10 protein-coding genes and 1 tRNA gene are annotated in these 15,622 nt (G+C 43.3%); 2 read left to right on the top strand and 9 right to left on the bottom strand.

The window, feature by feature from the left end:
- Positions 1–10: 10 nt before the first annotated feature.
- Together polA and LLF92_10150 are read right to left on the bottom strand one after the other, a co-directional pair.
- Positions 11–2,767 carry a DNA polymerase I gene (gene polA / locus LLF92_10145; GenBank protein MCE5341465.1) on the bottom strand — a complete coding sequence of 919 codons (2,757 nt, stop codon included), beginning with the start codon at positions 2,765–2,767 and terminating at the stop codon, positions 11–13.
- A gap of 2 nt (positions 2,768–2,769) precedes the next feature.
- Positions 2,770–4,260, bottom strand: a complete 1,491-nt coding sequence (locus LLF92_10150) for a glycosyltransferase family 39 protein (GenBank protein ID MCE5341466.1) — start codon at positions 4,258–4,260, stop codon at positions 2,770–2,772.
- Between the two features lie 117 nt (positions 4,261–4,377).
- On the opposite strand from LLF92_10150, the gene LLF92_10155 reads away from it, so the two are divergent.
- The gene (locus LLF92_10155; protein MCE5341467.1) at positions 4,378–5,859 is read left to right on the top strand and encodes a DUF2142 domain-containing protein; all 1,482 of its coding nucleotides are present in this window, start codon (positions 4,378–4,380) and stop codon (positions 5,857–5,859) included.
- Here LLF92_10155 and LLF92_10160 read toward each other — a convergent pair.
- The 4 genes from LLF92_10160 to LLF92_10175 form a co-directional block, all read right to left on the bottom strand.
- Complete coding sequence (locus LLF92_10160) at positions 5,856–7,535, bottom strand: tetratricopeptide repeat protein (protein ID MCE5341468.1); 1,680 nt, start codon at positions 7,533–7,535, stop codon at positions 5,856–5,858. The two genes, LLF92_10155 and LLF92_10160, sit on opposite strands and share 4 nt — an antisense overlap.
- Positions 7,536–7,674: 139 nt before the next feature.
- Positions 7,675–8,946, bottom strand: coding sequence for a transcription termination factor Rho (rho, locus tag LLF92_10165; protein MCE5341469.1), 1,272 nt, complete (start codon positions 8,944–8,946; stop codon positions 7,675–7,677).
- A 599-nt stretch (positions 8,947–9,545) separates the two neighbouring features.
- A complete protein-coding gene (gene coaE, locus LLF92_10170) occupies positions 9,546–10,154 on the bottom strand; it encodes a dephospho-CoA kinase (protein MCE5341470.1) in 609 nt (202 codons plus the stop codon).
- Between the two features lie 52 nt (positions 10,155–10,206).
- Positions 10,207–10,290, bottom strand: a tRNA-Leu gene (locus tag LLF92_10175).
- Between the two features lie 111 nt (positions 10,291–10,401).
- Between LLF92_10175 and budA the strand changes: the two genes are divergently transcribed.
- Positions 10,402–11,157, top strand: coding sequence for an acetolactate decarboxylase (gene budA, locus LLF92_10180; GenBank protein MCE5341471.1), 756 nt, complete (start codon positions 10,402–10,404; stop codon positions 11,155–11,157).
- Positions 11,158–11,197: 40 nt separating this feature from the next.
- Here the strand turns inward: budA and LLF92_10185 are convergent, their stop codons facing one another.
- From LLF92_10185 to carB, 3 genes are all read right to left on the bottom strand, one after another.
- A complete protein-coding gene (locus LLF92_10185) occupies positions 11,198–11,629 on the bottom strand; it encodes a hypothetical protein (GenBank protein MCE5341472.1) in 432 nt (143 codons plus the stop codon).
- Between the two features lie 141 nt (positions 11,630–11,770).
- Entirely contained in the window at positions 11,771–12,172 is a 402-nt protein-coding gene (locus tag LLF92_10190) for a hypothetical protein (protein ID MCE5341473.1), read from the bottom strand.
- 194 nt (positions 12,173–12,366) lie between these two features.
- Positions 12,367–15,570, bottom strand: coding sequence for a carbamoyl-phosphate synthase large subunit (gene carB, locus LLF92_10195; protein MCE5341474.1), 3,204 nt, complete (start codon positions 15,568–15,570; stop codon positions 12,367–12,369).
- Between the last annotated feature and the right edge of the window lie 52 nt (positions 15,571–15,622).

The raw sequence follows: 15,622 nt of genomic DNA on the forward strand, positions 1-15,622 counted from the left end.
TTAGCCTTTGTTACTCCATCCAGCTTTCGCCGATGGTTGCATCGACTTTCAGCGGCACATTAAGTTTTATCGCGCCGGTCATTTCATCGCTGAAAATTTTCGCGTACTTTTCCGCTTTGCCGCTGTCGGACTCAAAAACTAATTCGTCGTGAATTTGCAGAATCATTTTTGCTGAAAGCTCTTCCTGCTCTATTCGTTTTTGAATTGTAATCATCGCGATTTTTATCAAGTCCGCAGCAGAACCCTGCACGAGCGTATTAATTACAAGCCGTTGGGCCTGCGAAAGCACATTGCCGTTCTTACTGTCAAGACCTGAAATTGTTCGCCTGCGTCCGCAAATTGTTTCCGCGTAACCTGTTTTTTGGGCGGTTTCAATCGCTTCTTTCTTAAACTGCTGAATAGAGCTGTATTTTGCGAAGTACTCGTCGATGAATTTTTTCGCTTCGCCGACGTTCATTCCTGTCGTCTTGCTTAGCCCGAAAGCACCCTGTCCGTAAATCAACCCGAAATTGACCGCCTTGCACCGCGACCGCATTTCAGATGTTACATCATTGATATCGACATTATAAATCTGTGAAGCGACGAAACTGTGAATGTCCATATCGTTTGCGAACGCTTTTTTAAGCTCGGCGTCATTGCTGAAATGCGCGACCATTCTCAACTCAATCTGCGAATAGTCCAGACTGATAATCTTGTCGCCTTTGTTGCCAGGTATAAACGCGCTGCGAATCTTTTTGCCGATTTCCGTCCTGATTGGAATATTCTGCAGATTCGGGTCGGACGAACTCAACCGGCCTGTGGCGGTTATCATCTGGTTGAAACTTGCATGTACTCTGCCGGTACGCGGATTTATGAGTGAGCCGAGTTTGTCGGTGTATGTATTTTTGAGTTTGCTTAACTGGCGATACTGAATAATCTCCGCAATAATCGGATGTTCGCCGGAAAGCTCATCAAGCACATCTGCATCTGTACTGAAACCTGTTTTGCCCTGCTTTGGCGGATTCAGGCCAAGACCATTGAAAAGCACATCCGCAAGCTGTTTTGGCGAATCAACGTTAAACTTTCTGCCGGCAAGTTTATAAATTTCTTCGCCTGCCTGCTCCAATTGACTGTCGATTTCATAAGATAAATTTTTCAGAATCGAGGTGTCAAGTTTAACGCCATTGAGTTCTATTTTTGTAAGAACATCGACCAGCGGCATTTCAATTTCTTCGAAAAGTTTTTTTAATGTTGGCTCATCATTGAGTTTACTGTTGAGATACTGATAAAGCTGAAAAGTTATATCCGCGTCTTCACTGGAATAATCGCACGCTGTGGCGGCATCAACAATATCGAAGGTAAGCTGATTCTTGCCCTTGCCGATAAGGTCTGAAATAGGCACAGGCTGATAATGCAAAAAGTCCATCGCCATATTATCCATCGAATGGCTTCTTCGCTCGGCGTCGAGAATATATGACGCCAACATTGTATCGAACGCAAGCCCTTTCAACGACATATTGGAATTGTGCAGCACAATCATATCGTATTTAGCGTTTTGACAGACTTTTTTGATTTTTTCGTCCGCCAATATCGGCGCGAGTTTTTTCTGCACAACCGACAGGCCAAGCTGCTTTGACATCATCGGCCCTTTTACCGCGATATAGTAACCGCTGTGAGGCTGCCACGAAAAACTCATTCCGACAAGTTCCGCCCTGTGCGCAGAGACAGATGTGGTTTCGGTATCAACGGCAAAAATCTTTTGCATTTTCAGTTCATCGGCAAATTCGTCGAGCTTTTCAGGTGTATCTATTAAATGATAATTGTGCTTGACCGTTTTTATTGTGTTATATTCGCCGGATGATGATGGTGCCGGCGTTTCTTCCTGTGAATCAAAAAGTGAACCTGCTGCCTGTGCGGGTCTTTCAGCGGGCTTTAAATTCAACTGCGTTATAAGTCTGTTAAACCCAAGTTCCATGAAAATTGCCGACAGTTTCGCTTCGTCAAATTTTCCCACCGTGAATTTTTCTTTGTCGATTTCAATCGGCATCCGGCAATTGATTGTTACAAGCTGTTTACTCAAAAACGCCAGTTCTTTAGAGTTTCGCAGATTATCGCCTCGCTTGCTTTTGATTTCGTCGGCGTGTTCGTATAATTTTTCGAGCGAACCGTATTTAATTATCCAGTCGATTGCCGTTTTAGGGCCGACATCCGGCACTCCCGGCACGTTATCCGCTTTATCGCCCTGCAAGGCCAGCACATCGATAAACTGTTCAGGCTCAAGTCCTGTTTCTTTTTTGAATGCCGCCGCATCTGTAACCGCATCGCTTCTTGCGTCATAAAGCCGAACGCCCTTATTGGCCAGCAGTTGGTTCATATCCTTGTCTTTAGAACAGATGTAAACATCCATTCCCTGCTCGGCGCCTTTTGCGGCAAGCGTACCTATTATATCGTCGGCCTCGAAAGTGCTCTGCCGGACAATCGGAATATTCATCGCCTCGAGAATCTGCTCTATGCGTTTAATCTGCATCGGCATATCTTCAGGCATTGGCTGCCTGTGCGCTTTGTATGCCTTGTAAATCTCCGCACGGAAACTCGGCTCCTTTGAGTCCATCGCGACAACGAGCATATCAGGCTTTTTGTTCTCAAGCAGTTTGAGCAGAATAGTCGTGAAAATATAGACGGCCTTCGTCGGCTCGCCTTTTGGGCTGGTTAGCCTTTGATTCAACGGCGCGTAATATGCCGCATAAATATGTGAATGTCCGTCGATTATGTAAAGGTTTTTAGCCATTTTTAGTTCATTCTTTCGTATATTACCACTCTGTCCTCATACTTTTGCGTCGCGAAGTAGTGCTGACCTGGATATTCTCTGTTTTCGTTCATGGTATCAGGATAATCTATAACAACTCTTCGGTAATTTACAAAATTAATATTTTGAATTAAATACCGTTTGACTTCTATGTCCTTGCTGCAATTGGAGTATTTTCGCAGTATAACCCATTTGGCGTTTTTCGCCGGCTCAAGATTTTCTCCTGTAAGTCCGCCGACAACACGCATTTTCGTGTAGAATTTCACAGGCATATCACCATAATCAATCGCGACAGTATCGTTCGGCTCGCCGTGTTCGTTCAGATATTTGCAAATTCCTTCCATAGGCCCGTCAAAATCGTGCGTTATTTCATAAATATAATATCTGAATTGACCGGTCGCGATTACCGCAATAATCGCCGCTGCCGCCAAAAGACTGTGCACACCTGCGGCCATATCGATTATCAAAGCCATTAGAATTATAAGTATCGGAATCGACGGCGCCATATATCGGAAAAACGGGAAAGGACTGACGATTAAAATCGTGAGCATATTGAAAATTATAAAGAAAATCGGCAGCGATATTTTTTCAAGCATTGCGTGCTTATCGGCGAAGAAAGCCCCTGTTTTGATTCTCTTGAAAATCAGCAAACCGGCCGCAAGCAGCAATAGCCACGGCGGGAACACATAATGCACAATATCTGAAATCATCAATACGATTGACAGATAAAAAGGCATCACGTTTGTTCCATACGCGACAGCGAAATTTATCCCCGTCAGCCAGATAATCCACGGGCCATTGATGATTAAAACGGCTGCGATGACAATCAGCAAATCTTTTAGTCTGTTTCGACGAAAAATCATTGTGTGCAGAAGTGTCGTGCCGAATATGATGCCGATATTGATATGCTGACTGTGAAACAGCAGCGTTGCAGACAGAACAAGCATTAGGCGGGAATATTTTTTTTGCTCCAGAAACATCGCATAAGCATACAGTGAAAGCATTGAAAAAAATATCACCAGACTGTAATACCTGCATTGCCTGCACAGAATTAAAAATGCAACGCAAAACGTCAGCATCGTCGCACTAAGTAAGGCCTTTCGCTCTGAGCCCCACCACTTAAGCACAAAAAGATAAGTCAAATAAACCGATGCGATGCCGAACAACGCAAACGGCAGCCTGCTGGTAATCGTGGAAACACCGAAGACCGCGTAACATCCCGCGACTGTATAATAAGGCAGCCACATAAGCCTGTGCCAGATATAATTTTTGCCGTAGTCGCTGCCGAGTTCCTGCGAAAAGAAATTTTTGCCATCGTAGCCGCGAGGCACACCTTCGGTGAGAATTGTCTTGCTGACAAGCGCAGTCTCTGCTTCATCCTGCCATAGGTACTGATTGCCAAGATTGGCAATGAGAAAAAAAGCTCCACACATTATGGCAAGCAAAATTATATTGGCCGAAAAACGATTAATCATTATATATTATCCTGAAAAAAATCTTGCCTTATTATACTTAGTCAGGCAATTAAAGCAATTTGTTATCTTTTATTTGCTTGCGAAAATTAAATCTTCAATTATTATACAATTATGGATTTGATTTGTGCTAAAACAGAGCAAACAGACGTAAATTCCCGGCGAATCGTAATAGCTTTATGCGTAATCGGCGGATTGCGAATTTTATTTTTCTGCTTAATATTTCCTTTTTTCAATGCAATTGATGAAAAAGAACATTTCGATTTAATTTACAAATATTCAAGAGGATCTTTACCTGGCCATTATAAAAACTTCAGCAGCAAGACAATTCAGGATGCGGTTATTTACGGCAGTCCGGAATACTTATCTACGGATACGAACAGTTGTCGGCCTTTGTGGCGTCAAGAGGATTTTGTTAATTCTGATATATATGTTAAATTAATTGAAAAATATAAGAAAAAAATTAATTACGAAATTTCTTCACCTCCTGTTTATTATTTTTTAGCGGGAATGTGGTACAGGGCCGGTGAGATTCTCGGCATTTCTGACGCTATGCTTGTTTTCTGGACAAGGCTGATAAATGTACCGGTTTTTATGGCTTTGATTTGGTTTTCCTGGCGATTGGCACAAATATGCTTTTCCAATGTGCACCAGCAATTAGCCGTGCCGCTTTTACTTGCCTTCTTTCCGCAGGATGTTTTTTATACGCTTAGTTCCGATACATTGCCGCCGTTATTATTTGTTATTTTCTTTCTTATGGCGATCAGGATATATTTTGAAAATATGTCCCTGAAGTATCATTTTTTTGCAGGATTACTTGCCGCGGCATTGTTTTTGACCAGAATGCCAAATGCGGCGTTATTAATGCTCGTTTTGGTAATTATCATATTAAAAATAAAAAAGGAACGTACAAGTTTATGCTTTTTCCGCATTGGTATTCTTCTTTCCGCATTCCTGGTACCTGTTTCAATATGGATGATTCGCAATTATTTTGTCTTCGGAGATTTGGCTGGTATACGGTATAAGGCGAAATATTGGGGCTGGACACCAAAACCTTTCAACCAATTATGGAATCACCCTTTTTTTCTTGACGATGGTATAAGCCAATTTTTCACGTCATTAATTGAAACATTCTGGCGAGGCGAATTAGCCTGGCACTGGAATTGTATATCTTCGAACATCGCAGACCAATTCTATATAAAATCATCAATCATATTTACTGCCATTTTTCTCTTTATATATATTTATAATTACAAGAAAAATACTGCAACTTATCATATTGTTATGGGGTTAAGTTTTCTTGTGATTGCAGCAGCGATATTTCTACAGGCTTTTGCTTCGATATTATATGATTACCATAATTGCCTGTCGCCATCCAGAGATAGACCTTATTTTGTCGCCGGAAGAGTTATCTCTTCTGTATTGGTGCCATTCTTGCTGATTTACATAGATGGAATCTGGAAGTTATTCGGCAAGTTGGGCTCTAAAGCAGTAATGCTAATGATTGCTCTAATGGTTATCACGATAACCATATCAGAGTTTTGGCTCACGAGACATGTTTTCACAAGTCCGTATAATTGGTTTGCACTTTTCAGAACTTAATTTGCGTTTGCGTCTTTTGTTTCTGAAGATTTGCGCATTAACTCTTCGATTCTTTTGAGCCCGTCTTTTGCCGCCTGCAAATCCGGTACGAGCCACAGGGCTTCTTTATATCGCCGCTGCGATTCAGCGTATCTGCCTTCGTTAGTCAGAGCAATGGCCATATTGATGTTCGCGTTTATATACATATTCCGAAGCATCGGATAATCGAATCTCGACACATTTACATTTCGTTCATCGTTTACATCATCCGGCAGAGGCGGCAGCAGCTTTTCATACATTTTAATCGCCAGTTTCCAGTCGCCTTTGTAAAGGCTTATCTTGGCCAACTCGTAATACATCGACGCGTTATCCGGCGAAATCTCCAGCGATTTTTTCAACATATCTTCGGCTACATCATACTCACCCTGCTTTCCCATCGCCACGCCGAGAAATCCATACGCCCACCAGTTTTTGTCCACCACATCTATCGCGTGCGAATATAGCGTATAATTATTCTGCCAAAACATATTTTGGATATAAGTTTTAATGCCGAGCGAAAAAAGCAGCAGCCCTGCGAATACTCCGTAAAATAGTTTTCGCGAGTTTATTTTTGCAGGCACATCGCAGACCAACCACGTAATTGCGATAAACAAACCGATGTAAGGAATATAAGTGTATCGGTCAGCGTGCGACTGCATACCAACCTGAAACAAACCGATAACAGGAACAAGCGTCCCCATAAACCACAGCCAACCGATTGCAAGATATGGTTTGCTGCGAATTTTCTGCAGAGCAAAAATCGTTACAACCGCCAGAATCAATATCGCAGTAACCGTATGAGCCGGCGAGATAGTCCCTTTTGGGTGCGGATAAAATATCGCCAGATTAAACGGCCAAAACATTTTTTCTATATATATTACATAAGAAGCGATGGCGTTTTCCAGCCGCCAGGTAAAAGGATAACGCATCATATCCTTTACTATACCCATCTGACGCTGAACCAAAAATGTAACAATACTCAAAATTCCCGAAAGTGCGAAAAATGGAATCTTTTCCGCAATAAGCAGTTTTAACTTTACATTCTTTAATCTTTGCAGCGGCCAATAATCCAGCAGCAGCAAAACGCACGGCAGTGTTACAAGCATCGGTTTTGAAAGCAATCCAAGCGTAAATGTAATGAGCGTTAAAACATAATATCTTTTAGATTTGTTCTGTACATAATGCCAATAAGCCAGCATTGTCAGTAACCAGAAGAAAGCACTCAAAACATCTTTTCTTTCGCTTGCCCAGGCAACTGATTCGACGTGCATCGGATGCAGCGCAAAAAGTGCCGCGACAAATGCGCTCGCCCATATTCGTTTTGTCATACTGCTCAAGACAAAGAATAGCAGAGCAGTGTTGGCCAGATGGAAAACAAGATTAGTTAAATGATGTCCGCCCGGATGCAGCTTATAAAGTTGGCAATCCAGCATGTGTGAAATAGAAGTCAGCGGATGGTAATTATTGGAGTGAATATTCGTAAACGCCCACACGATGTTGTTTATATTCAGGCCTGAAGTTATATGCGGATTGTCATAGATATACGAATCGTCGTCGAAACTGACAAAACTGTTATGAAGTATCGGTTCGTAAACGGCAAATGTGATAATCGCCAGTACGATGTAAATTAAATAGATGCGGTATTTTGTTTCCATCATAATTTAAAATCTATCCCGTAAGGGACACCTTAATTTTGCATTTTAAATTTTGACTTTTAATTTTCATTAAAGAAAAGCCCCTTTGACACCGCTCTTACGCAAGTTATCAAGGGGCTTTGTTTTTTTTGACTAATCGGTACTAATCGAGTTTCATTGACATCAGGAACTCGGCATTCGTCTTGCATTTGGCCAGTCTGCTCTTTAGCAGTTCGACCGCTTCGACAGGATTAAGTTCGCTCAATACGCGTCTCAATCTGTAAATCAGCTCAAGTTCTTTCTGGTCGAGCAGCAGTTCTTCGCGTCTCGTACCGCTCTTACTGATATCGATTGCAGGCCATACGCGTCGTTCGACAAGTCTTCTGTCTAAATGCAATTCCATATTGCCTGTCGCTTTGAACTCTTCGAAAATAACTTCGTCCATTTTCGAACCTGTGTCGACAAGAGCCGTTGCAAAAATCGAAAGTGAACCGCCTTCTTCAATATTTCTTGCAGCACCGAAGAACTTTTTCGGCATTTGCATCGCGTTGGCGTCAACACCACCAGTCAGAATCTTGCCTGAATGCGGCACTTCAGTATTATATGCTCTTGCAAGCCTTGTAATCGAGTCAAGCAGAATCACAACATCCTGGCCGTATTCGACCATACGTTTGGCCTTTTCGATAACCATTTCCGCAACTTGGCAGTGTCTTGATGCAGGCTCATCGAATGTCGAACTAATAACTTCAACATCGCGAGCGACTTTGCGTTCCATTTCCGTTACTTCTTCAGGACGCTCATCAATAAGCAGAACGATTAATTTTACTTCAGGATTATTTGTGCTGATGGAGTTTGCGATTTTCTGCATCAACACGGTTTTACCAGTACGCGGCGGAGCTACGATAAGACCACGCTGGCCCTTACCGACCGGCGTTACCATATCGATAATACGCATATTCAGTTCGTCACTGCGAGTTTCAAGGTAAAAACGCTTCTCTGGATGCAGCGGCGTCAAATCGCTGAAGTTCACCTTCTCAACGAGCTTGTCCGGCTCTTCAAAGTTAATCGCTTCAACGCGAAGAAGCGCGAAATATTTTTCCGAATCCTTTGGCGGACGAATCTGGCCGCTTACAACAGCGCCTGTTCGCAAGCCGAAACGTTTAATCTGTGACGGCGATACATAAATATCGTCAGGACTTGAAAGATAATTGTACTCTGTATTACGGAGGAAGCCATAGCCATCGGGCAGAACTTCGAGAACGCCTTCGCCGTACATCAAACCGTTCGACTGGATTCTCTCTTTCAGGATTTTGAAAATCAACTCCTGCTTCTTCATTCCTGTATATTCATTAACGCCTTCACGTTTGCAAACTTCATGAAGTTCAGATACTGTCATTTTCTGCAGGTCTGTTATGTGAAGATTGCCGCGTTTGATGCGTTCGTATTTTGCATGGGTAGATTCGTAATCACTCTTCTCCTGGTCGCTCTGGCTCTGATTGCTTTGACCGTTTGCGACGGCCGGAGTCTGTGGTTGCGTTGTCTGTGGCTGAGAAGGAGCAGGAGCTTGCGGCTGTGTCTGCTGCGCCGCCTGCGGCTGAACCGAGGGTTCTTCCTGCGGCACCGGAGGTGCGTCAACTGTCTGCTTTGCAGATTCTACCGGTTGAGACTCTGCATCGTTCCTCTTCGTATATTTACGTCTGCGTGGATTTCTGTCATCTGGTTTTTCCGATTTGGCCATTTTAGCTCCTTCCTAAAATTTTTGACCTTTTAAATTCGACTAAAATTTTAGAATTTTGTGTATAAATAAATTTTCTTTGGCAAAACTTTACGATTTAGAACAACCTGTCAACATAGACGGTCGATGCGATTTGCCTTTAACCTATGTAATTATACCAATTGGTATTATTACTCGCGCGTTGCGAGATTTGCCAACTTCTTTGCCGGCTTCGCCTTACCCGCGGAGAACAACACGAATAATTAACATCCATAGTAGTACGTGAATACCCGCCGATGTACTATAATACAAAAAAACGCTCATTCCTTGGAAATTAAAGCGGGAAAAATCTCGCTGATTTGTTTTGTCAGCTCCGAAAGGTCTTCGTTATTATTAACTATATAATGCGATATTTTTCGCTTCTTGTCCAGAGAAATTTGGAATTTTTCTCGTTTTTTTAACAAATTTTCGTCTAAATGGCCTCTTTTAGCCGCTCTTTTGAACCTTAATTGTTCATCACAAGCCACAAAGACGAGTTTATCACACCTGTTTTCCCATCCGACTTCTATAAGCAACGGAACATCCAATACTATCGCTTTTATCTTTTCATCCATCTGACATTTTTCGATAAGCGTTTCGGTAATTTGCATTACTCGCGGATGTATAATATTGTTTATCGTGCCGACAGCAGCAGGACTATTAAAAGCCGCTTCAGCCAGTTTGGTTTTATCTACGTTACCTGCCGAATCAAAAACCCCATCGCTGAAAGCCTCACGAATCTCTTTCTTGACATCATCGGCTAAAAGCAGGTCTTTTGCTATCCTGTCGGCGTCTATAACAGCACAGCCCAATGTCTCAAATTGCTTTGCAACAGTGCTTTTACCAGACGAAATACCGCCGAGTATTCCTATTATTGGTTTTTTATCCATAGTGAAATTAGGTGAAGTTCTGTGTAGGGGCGAACTTATATGTCCGCCCAAATGCCCAGGAGAGGATTTGAACCTCTATGAGCCGAAGCTCGCTAGCCCCTCAAGCTAGTGCGTCTGCCAGTTCCGCCACCTGGGCAATAGACGAATAATAATACGAAAAAAATCCCGTTTGGCAAGCTAAAATTTGGTATAAATTTAAACTTGTATTTTGATATATTTGTGTCTAAATTCACATTGGGAGTTCAATATGAAAAAAATCTTAGTGGTATTCGTACTTTTGTTGGCTGCCGGATGTACGCCGCAGACCGATAGAATAACCCAAACATCGACCATAGACGCCTTACTGGCGGGTGCGTATGATGGTCAAATAGAATGCCGGCAATTGCTAAACTATGGCGATTTCGGGATTGGAACATTCGACAGGCTTGATGGCGAAATGGCGGTTTTGGACGGCAAAATTTACCAGATTAAATCCGATGGCAAAGTTTACATCCCCGCCATTTCGGCCAAGACGCCGTTTGCGTCAGTGTGTGAATTCAAAACAGATTCGCAATTTAATTTAAAATCAGGAAATTTCAAAACTGCCGAGTCGATGATTGACGAAAATTTTCCAAATCAGAATCAGTTTTTGGCCGTTAAAATTACCGGAACATTCAAATATATGAAAACCCGCAGCGTACCGGCTCAAAACAAACCGTATCCGCCGCTTGTGGAAGTCGCCAAAACGCAGCCGGTGTTTGAGATGAACGATGTTGCCGGAACAATAGTCGGATTCAGGTCGCCGCCGTTTGTCAAAGGAATTAACGTCAGCGGTTATCATTTTCATTTTTTGAGCAAAGATTTTACACAAGGCGGCCATATCCTCGACTTTGAAATCGCCGACGGCAAATGTCAAATTGACAAGTGCAATGAATTGCTTTTGATTCTGCCAGAAGATGATGCCCTGCAAAACATCGATTTGTCAAAAGATAAATCACAGGAATTGCAAAAGGTTGAAAAATAAAAAACCGGCGAATTGTTTATCGCCGGTTGAAATCAATTGCTTATTGTTCGCCGCCTTCTGGGCCGTCCGGAGGTGGACCATCAGGACCGCCTGGCGGAGGACCGTTCGGGTCATCGCCACGATGTCGCTCACGTCCGCCCTGCCGACGCTGCATCTCTTTGTAAGATGTTACGGTTACCCATTTTTCGCCGTTTTGCTCTGCGACTGTGCCTTCAACAAAGACCCTCTTATTTGCTAACTTTGCAAGTTCAAGGCCTTTGGCGTCGAGTACAATGTTCCAACTGTTTCTTCTGTTCTCGATTTTAATCGCAGTAACAGTGCCGCTGTCATTGAGCGTAACCTGAACCATGCCTCTGACGGCGTTCGGGTCGAAATGCGGCCTTTGCGGCCTATTCGGGTCAGCCTGTGAAATGCTGACAAAAGCAAACCCGATAGCTGCAATCATTAAAAATAACGCAACTTTGTTTTTCATACTTAAACTCCTTAAATAAAATTCTGTTCTTGTTCTGTACGGTCTGCACATATAGACGCTTTGAAGAATTTAAATATTGCATAAATAAAAAAGCCGATGGGAAATTGCCATCGGCTTTAGTGCGCTTTTATATTTCAACAATTATTTTTGGGCACCTGGTGCGTTGGGGCGTCTGCGAATCTGATTAGGATCGGCAGGTCTTGCCCGTTTAATTTCCTGAATGGTTTCAACTGTCAGCCATTGTACACCATCTTTGGTCTCTTTTTTACCGGTAACTCTGACAAATTTATCTGCCATCGCTGCGAGTTCTTTGCCTTTTTCATCCAAAACAACGTTAAAATCGCCGTTTCTTCTGCCCTTTATTTTCACCGATGTTACAGCGCCATTGGCGTCTTGTGTTACTTCAACTTTTCCGACAATAGCATTCGGGTCAAAATGCGGCCTTTGAGGTCTTACAGGCTTGTTTGGCTCCGCCGCCTTGGCAAAGCCTGCAAATCCAAGTAATATGGCAACCATTACAGACATAATAATCGTTTTTTTCATTTTTTTCTTCCTTTACTAAATTACCTATTTTAATTTTTCATTATTCATTAATAACATTTATAGTACATCGTCAACTTACACCTTTTTTCTATAACTAATCTGGCGTTTCGTCAATCCATAAAATTGCATTAAAAAAATAAACCCCGACAAGCCATCGGGGTTTTATTTAAACAAAACGGTTTTTATGTGCAGTTTTACTTAATTTCCGCGTGATATTCCTGCAATGATTTGATAGCACCTTTGCCTTTTTGTATCGCTTCAACGCCCTTGGCAGCAGCAACAGCGGCCGCGATGGTCGTTATATACGGAGTTTTATACTTAATCGCAGCCTTGCGAAGATATGAATCATCATACTGGCTGCTTTTGCCTGCCGGGGTATTAATCAGAAGCTGAATTTCGCCATTTGTTATCGCATCAACAATATTCGGTCTGCCTTCCTGCATTTTGAAAATCGACACAGCTTCGATGCCGTTTTCCTGCAGAGATTTGCAAGTGCCTGAAGTTGAAACAATTTTGAAACCTAACTTCGCAAATTTTTTCGCCACACCAATGACCGCTTTTTTATCGGCATCGTTAACAGTAATCAGTACAGTGCCTTTTGTCGGCAGCGTTGATTTCGCAGCATCTTCAGCTTTGTAAAATGCAAGCCCGAAAGATTCAGCCATCCCCAAAACTTCGCCTGTCGAACGCATTTCAGGCCCAAGCAGCGGGTCGACTTCCGGGAACATATTAAACGGAAATACCGATTCTTTAACGCCGAAGTGGGCGAATTTTTTCGGCTTCAATTTCATATCGCTGATTTTTTTGCCGAGCGACAATTGCGTCGCCAGTCTTGCCATTTGTATTCCGCAGACTTTAGACACAAGCGGCACAGTTCGCGACGCTCGCGGATTTGCCTCAAGAACATAAACCTTATCTTCGGCAATAGCGTACTGAATGTTCATAAGACCGACAACATTTAATTCTATCGCAATCTTTTTTGTATAATCGTAAATTGTATCGAGATGCTTTTGCGGGATGCTTATAGGCGGAATCACACAAGCTGAATCACCACTGTGAATACCGGCAAGCTCAATGTGCTCCATAACCGCCGGCACAAAAGCGTCGCCGCCGTCAGCCAGAGCGTCCGCTTCGCATTCGATGGCATTGCTCAAAAATTTATCGATGAGCAGCGGCCTTTCAGGCGTTACACCGACCGCCGCATCGACATATTTTTTCAACATTTCGTCGTCGTGAATAACTTCCATTCCTCGACCGCCCAGAACATAAGACGGACGAATCATCAGCGGGTATCCGATTTCCTTTGCCGCTTTCAACGCATCGTCAAACGTACTTGCCATCGCGGATTGGGGCATTGGAATATTCAGGTTTTCCATTTGCTTGCGGAACATATCGCGGTCTTCGGCAAGGTCGATGCTCTGCACGCTTGTACCGATAATTTTAACGCCTGCCTTCTCAAGCTCGCCCGCTATATTCAATGGTGTCTGTCCGCCAAACTGGCAAATAACACCGACAGGTTTTTCTTTTTCATAAATACTTAACACATCTTCAACTGTCAACGGCTCAAAATACAATTTGTCCGAAGTGTCATAATCGGTAGAAACAGTCTCCGGATTGCAGTTGACCATAATGGTTTCATAGCCTGCTTCACGAAGCGCCATCGCCGCGTGAACACAACAATAGTCAAATTCGATGCCCTGCCCGATTCTGTTCGGCCCGCCGCCGAGAACCATAATCTTCTTACTATTACTGCTGACAGATACCGTATCTTTTGCGTTATAGCTTGAATAATAATACGCCGCGTTTTCAACGCCGCTGACCGGAACTGCGTGCCAGCCTTCAACAACGCCGATTGCGTTTCTCTGCTTGCGGATTTTCTCTTCGGCAACGCCCAACAATTTCGCAAGGTATTTATCCGCGAAGCCGTCTTTCTTGGCTTTTTCGAGCAATTCATCAGGCAGTTGTTTGCCTTTGTATTTAAGAACCTCTTCTTCACGCTCGACAAGCTCTTTCATTTGCGTAATGAAATATGGCTTAATATATGTCTTGCAATAAAGCTCCTGCACATCAGCGCCTTTTCGCAGCGCTTCGTACATAATAAACTGCCGTTCACTTGTCGGTTCTTTGAGCATATCCATAAGTTCCGGCAGCGATTTTTTGTTGAAATTTTTCGCAAAGCCAAGTCCGTATCTGCCGGTTTCAAGAGATCGAATTGCTTTCTGTAACGCTTCTTTATAATTCTTGCCGATGCTCATTACTTCGCCGACCGCGCGCATCTGTGTGCCGAGTTTATCCTGCACACCTTTGAATTTCTCAAATCCCCATCGCGAGAATTTCACGACAACATAATCGCCGCTTGGCGTGTATTTTTCAAGAGACCCGTCTCTCCAGTATGGAATTTCATCAAGCGTAAGACCGCCTGCCAGCATAGCTGAAACCAACGCAATTGGGAATCCTGTCGCTTTGGATGCCAGAGCACTCGACCGGCTTGTTCTTGGATTAATTTCAATAATAACTACTCTGCCGGTTTTCGGGTCGTGAGCGAATTGAACGTTTGTTCCGCCAATGACCTCAATTGCCTGGACGATATCATACGAATATTTCTGCAATTTCTTCTGAAGTTTTTCATCGATTGTCAGCATCGGAGCGGTGCAGTATGAATCGCCTGTATGAACGCCCATTGCATCAACGTTTTCGATGAAGCAAACTGTAATCATCTGATTCTTGGAGTCGCGGACGACTTCCAACTCGAGTTCTTCCCATCCGAGCACGGATTCTTCGATAAGAATCTGACCGACAAGGCTTGCCGCGATACCGCGGGCTGCAACAATGCGAAGTTCCTCAATATTATAAACCAAACCGCCGCCGGTGCCGCCCATTGTGTATGCGGGACGAACAACAACCGGATAGCCGAGCTTTTCCGCAATTTTCTCCGCTTCTTCAACTGTATAGGCAGGGTCGCTTTTCGGCATATCGATACCGAGCTTTGCCATTGTGTTTTTGAATGCGATTCTGTCTTCGCCTCTTTCTATTGCGTCAACGTTCACGCCGATGACTTTGACATTATATTTTTCAAGAACGCCTGCCTTTGCAAGTTCGGAAACAAGGTTCAAACCGCTTTGTCCGCCAAGATTCGGCAGCAGCGCATCAGGCCGTTCTTTTTTGATGATTTCAGTCATTGAATCGAGCGTTAATGGCTCAATGTATGTGATATCTGCCATCCCGGGGTCGGTCATAATCGTGGCAGGATTGGAATTTACAAGTAATATCTTGTAACCCAGCTTTCGAAGCGCCTTGCACGCCTGTGTGCCTGAATAATCGAATTCGCAGGCCTGACCAATCACGATTGGACCAGAACCTATTATCATTACTTTACTTATATCTTTTCTTCCCGGCATAGTATCCATCCCTGAAAAAAATACATATTTGTAGTGCTATCAGACAATTTTG

It is taken from the genome of Planctomycetaceae bacterium, from assembly GCA_021371795.1.
Taxonomy (GTDB): Bacteria; Planctomycetota; Phycisphaerae; order Sedimentisphaerales; family UBA12454; genus UBA12454.

What these genes read in the sequence shown, in the direction of transcription:
- polA (MCE5341465.1), bottom strand. Translation starts at nt 2,767, where the DNA reads ATGGCTAAAAACCTTTACATAATCGACGGACATTCACATATTTATGCG.
- LLF92_10150 (MCE5341466.1), bottom strand. Translation starts at nt 4,260, where the DNA reads ATGATTAATCGTTTTTCGGCCAATATAATTTTGCTTGCCATAATGTGT.
- LLF92_10160 (MCE5341468.1), bottom strand. Translation starts at nt 7,535, where the DNA reads ATGATGGAAACAAAATACCGCATCTATTTAATTTACATCGTACTGGCG.
- coaE (MCE5341470.1), bottom strand. Translation starts at nt 10,154, where the DNA reads ATGGATAAAAAACCAATAATAGGAATACTCGGCGGTATTTCGTCTGGT.
- budA (MCE5341471.1), top strand. Translation starts at nt 10,402, where the DNA reads ATGAAAAAAATCTTAGTGGTATTCGTACTTTTGTTGGCTGCCGGATGT.
- LLF92_10185 (MCE5341472.1), bottom strand. Translation starts at nt 11,629, where the DNA reads ATGAAAAACAAAGTTGCGTTATTTTTAATGATTGCAGCTATCGGGTTT.
- LLF92_10190 (MCE5341473.1), bottom strand. Translation starts at nt 12,172, where the DNA reads ATGAAAAAAACGATTATTATGTCTGTAATGGTTGCCATATTACTTGGA.
- carB (MCE5341474.1), bottom strand. Translation starts at nt 15,570, where the DNA reads ATGCCGGGAAGAAAAGATATAAGTAAAGTAATGATAATAGGTTCTGGT.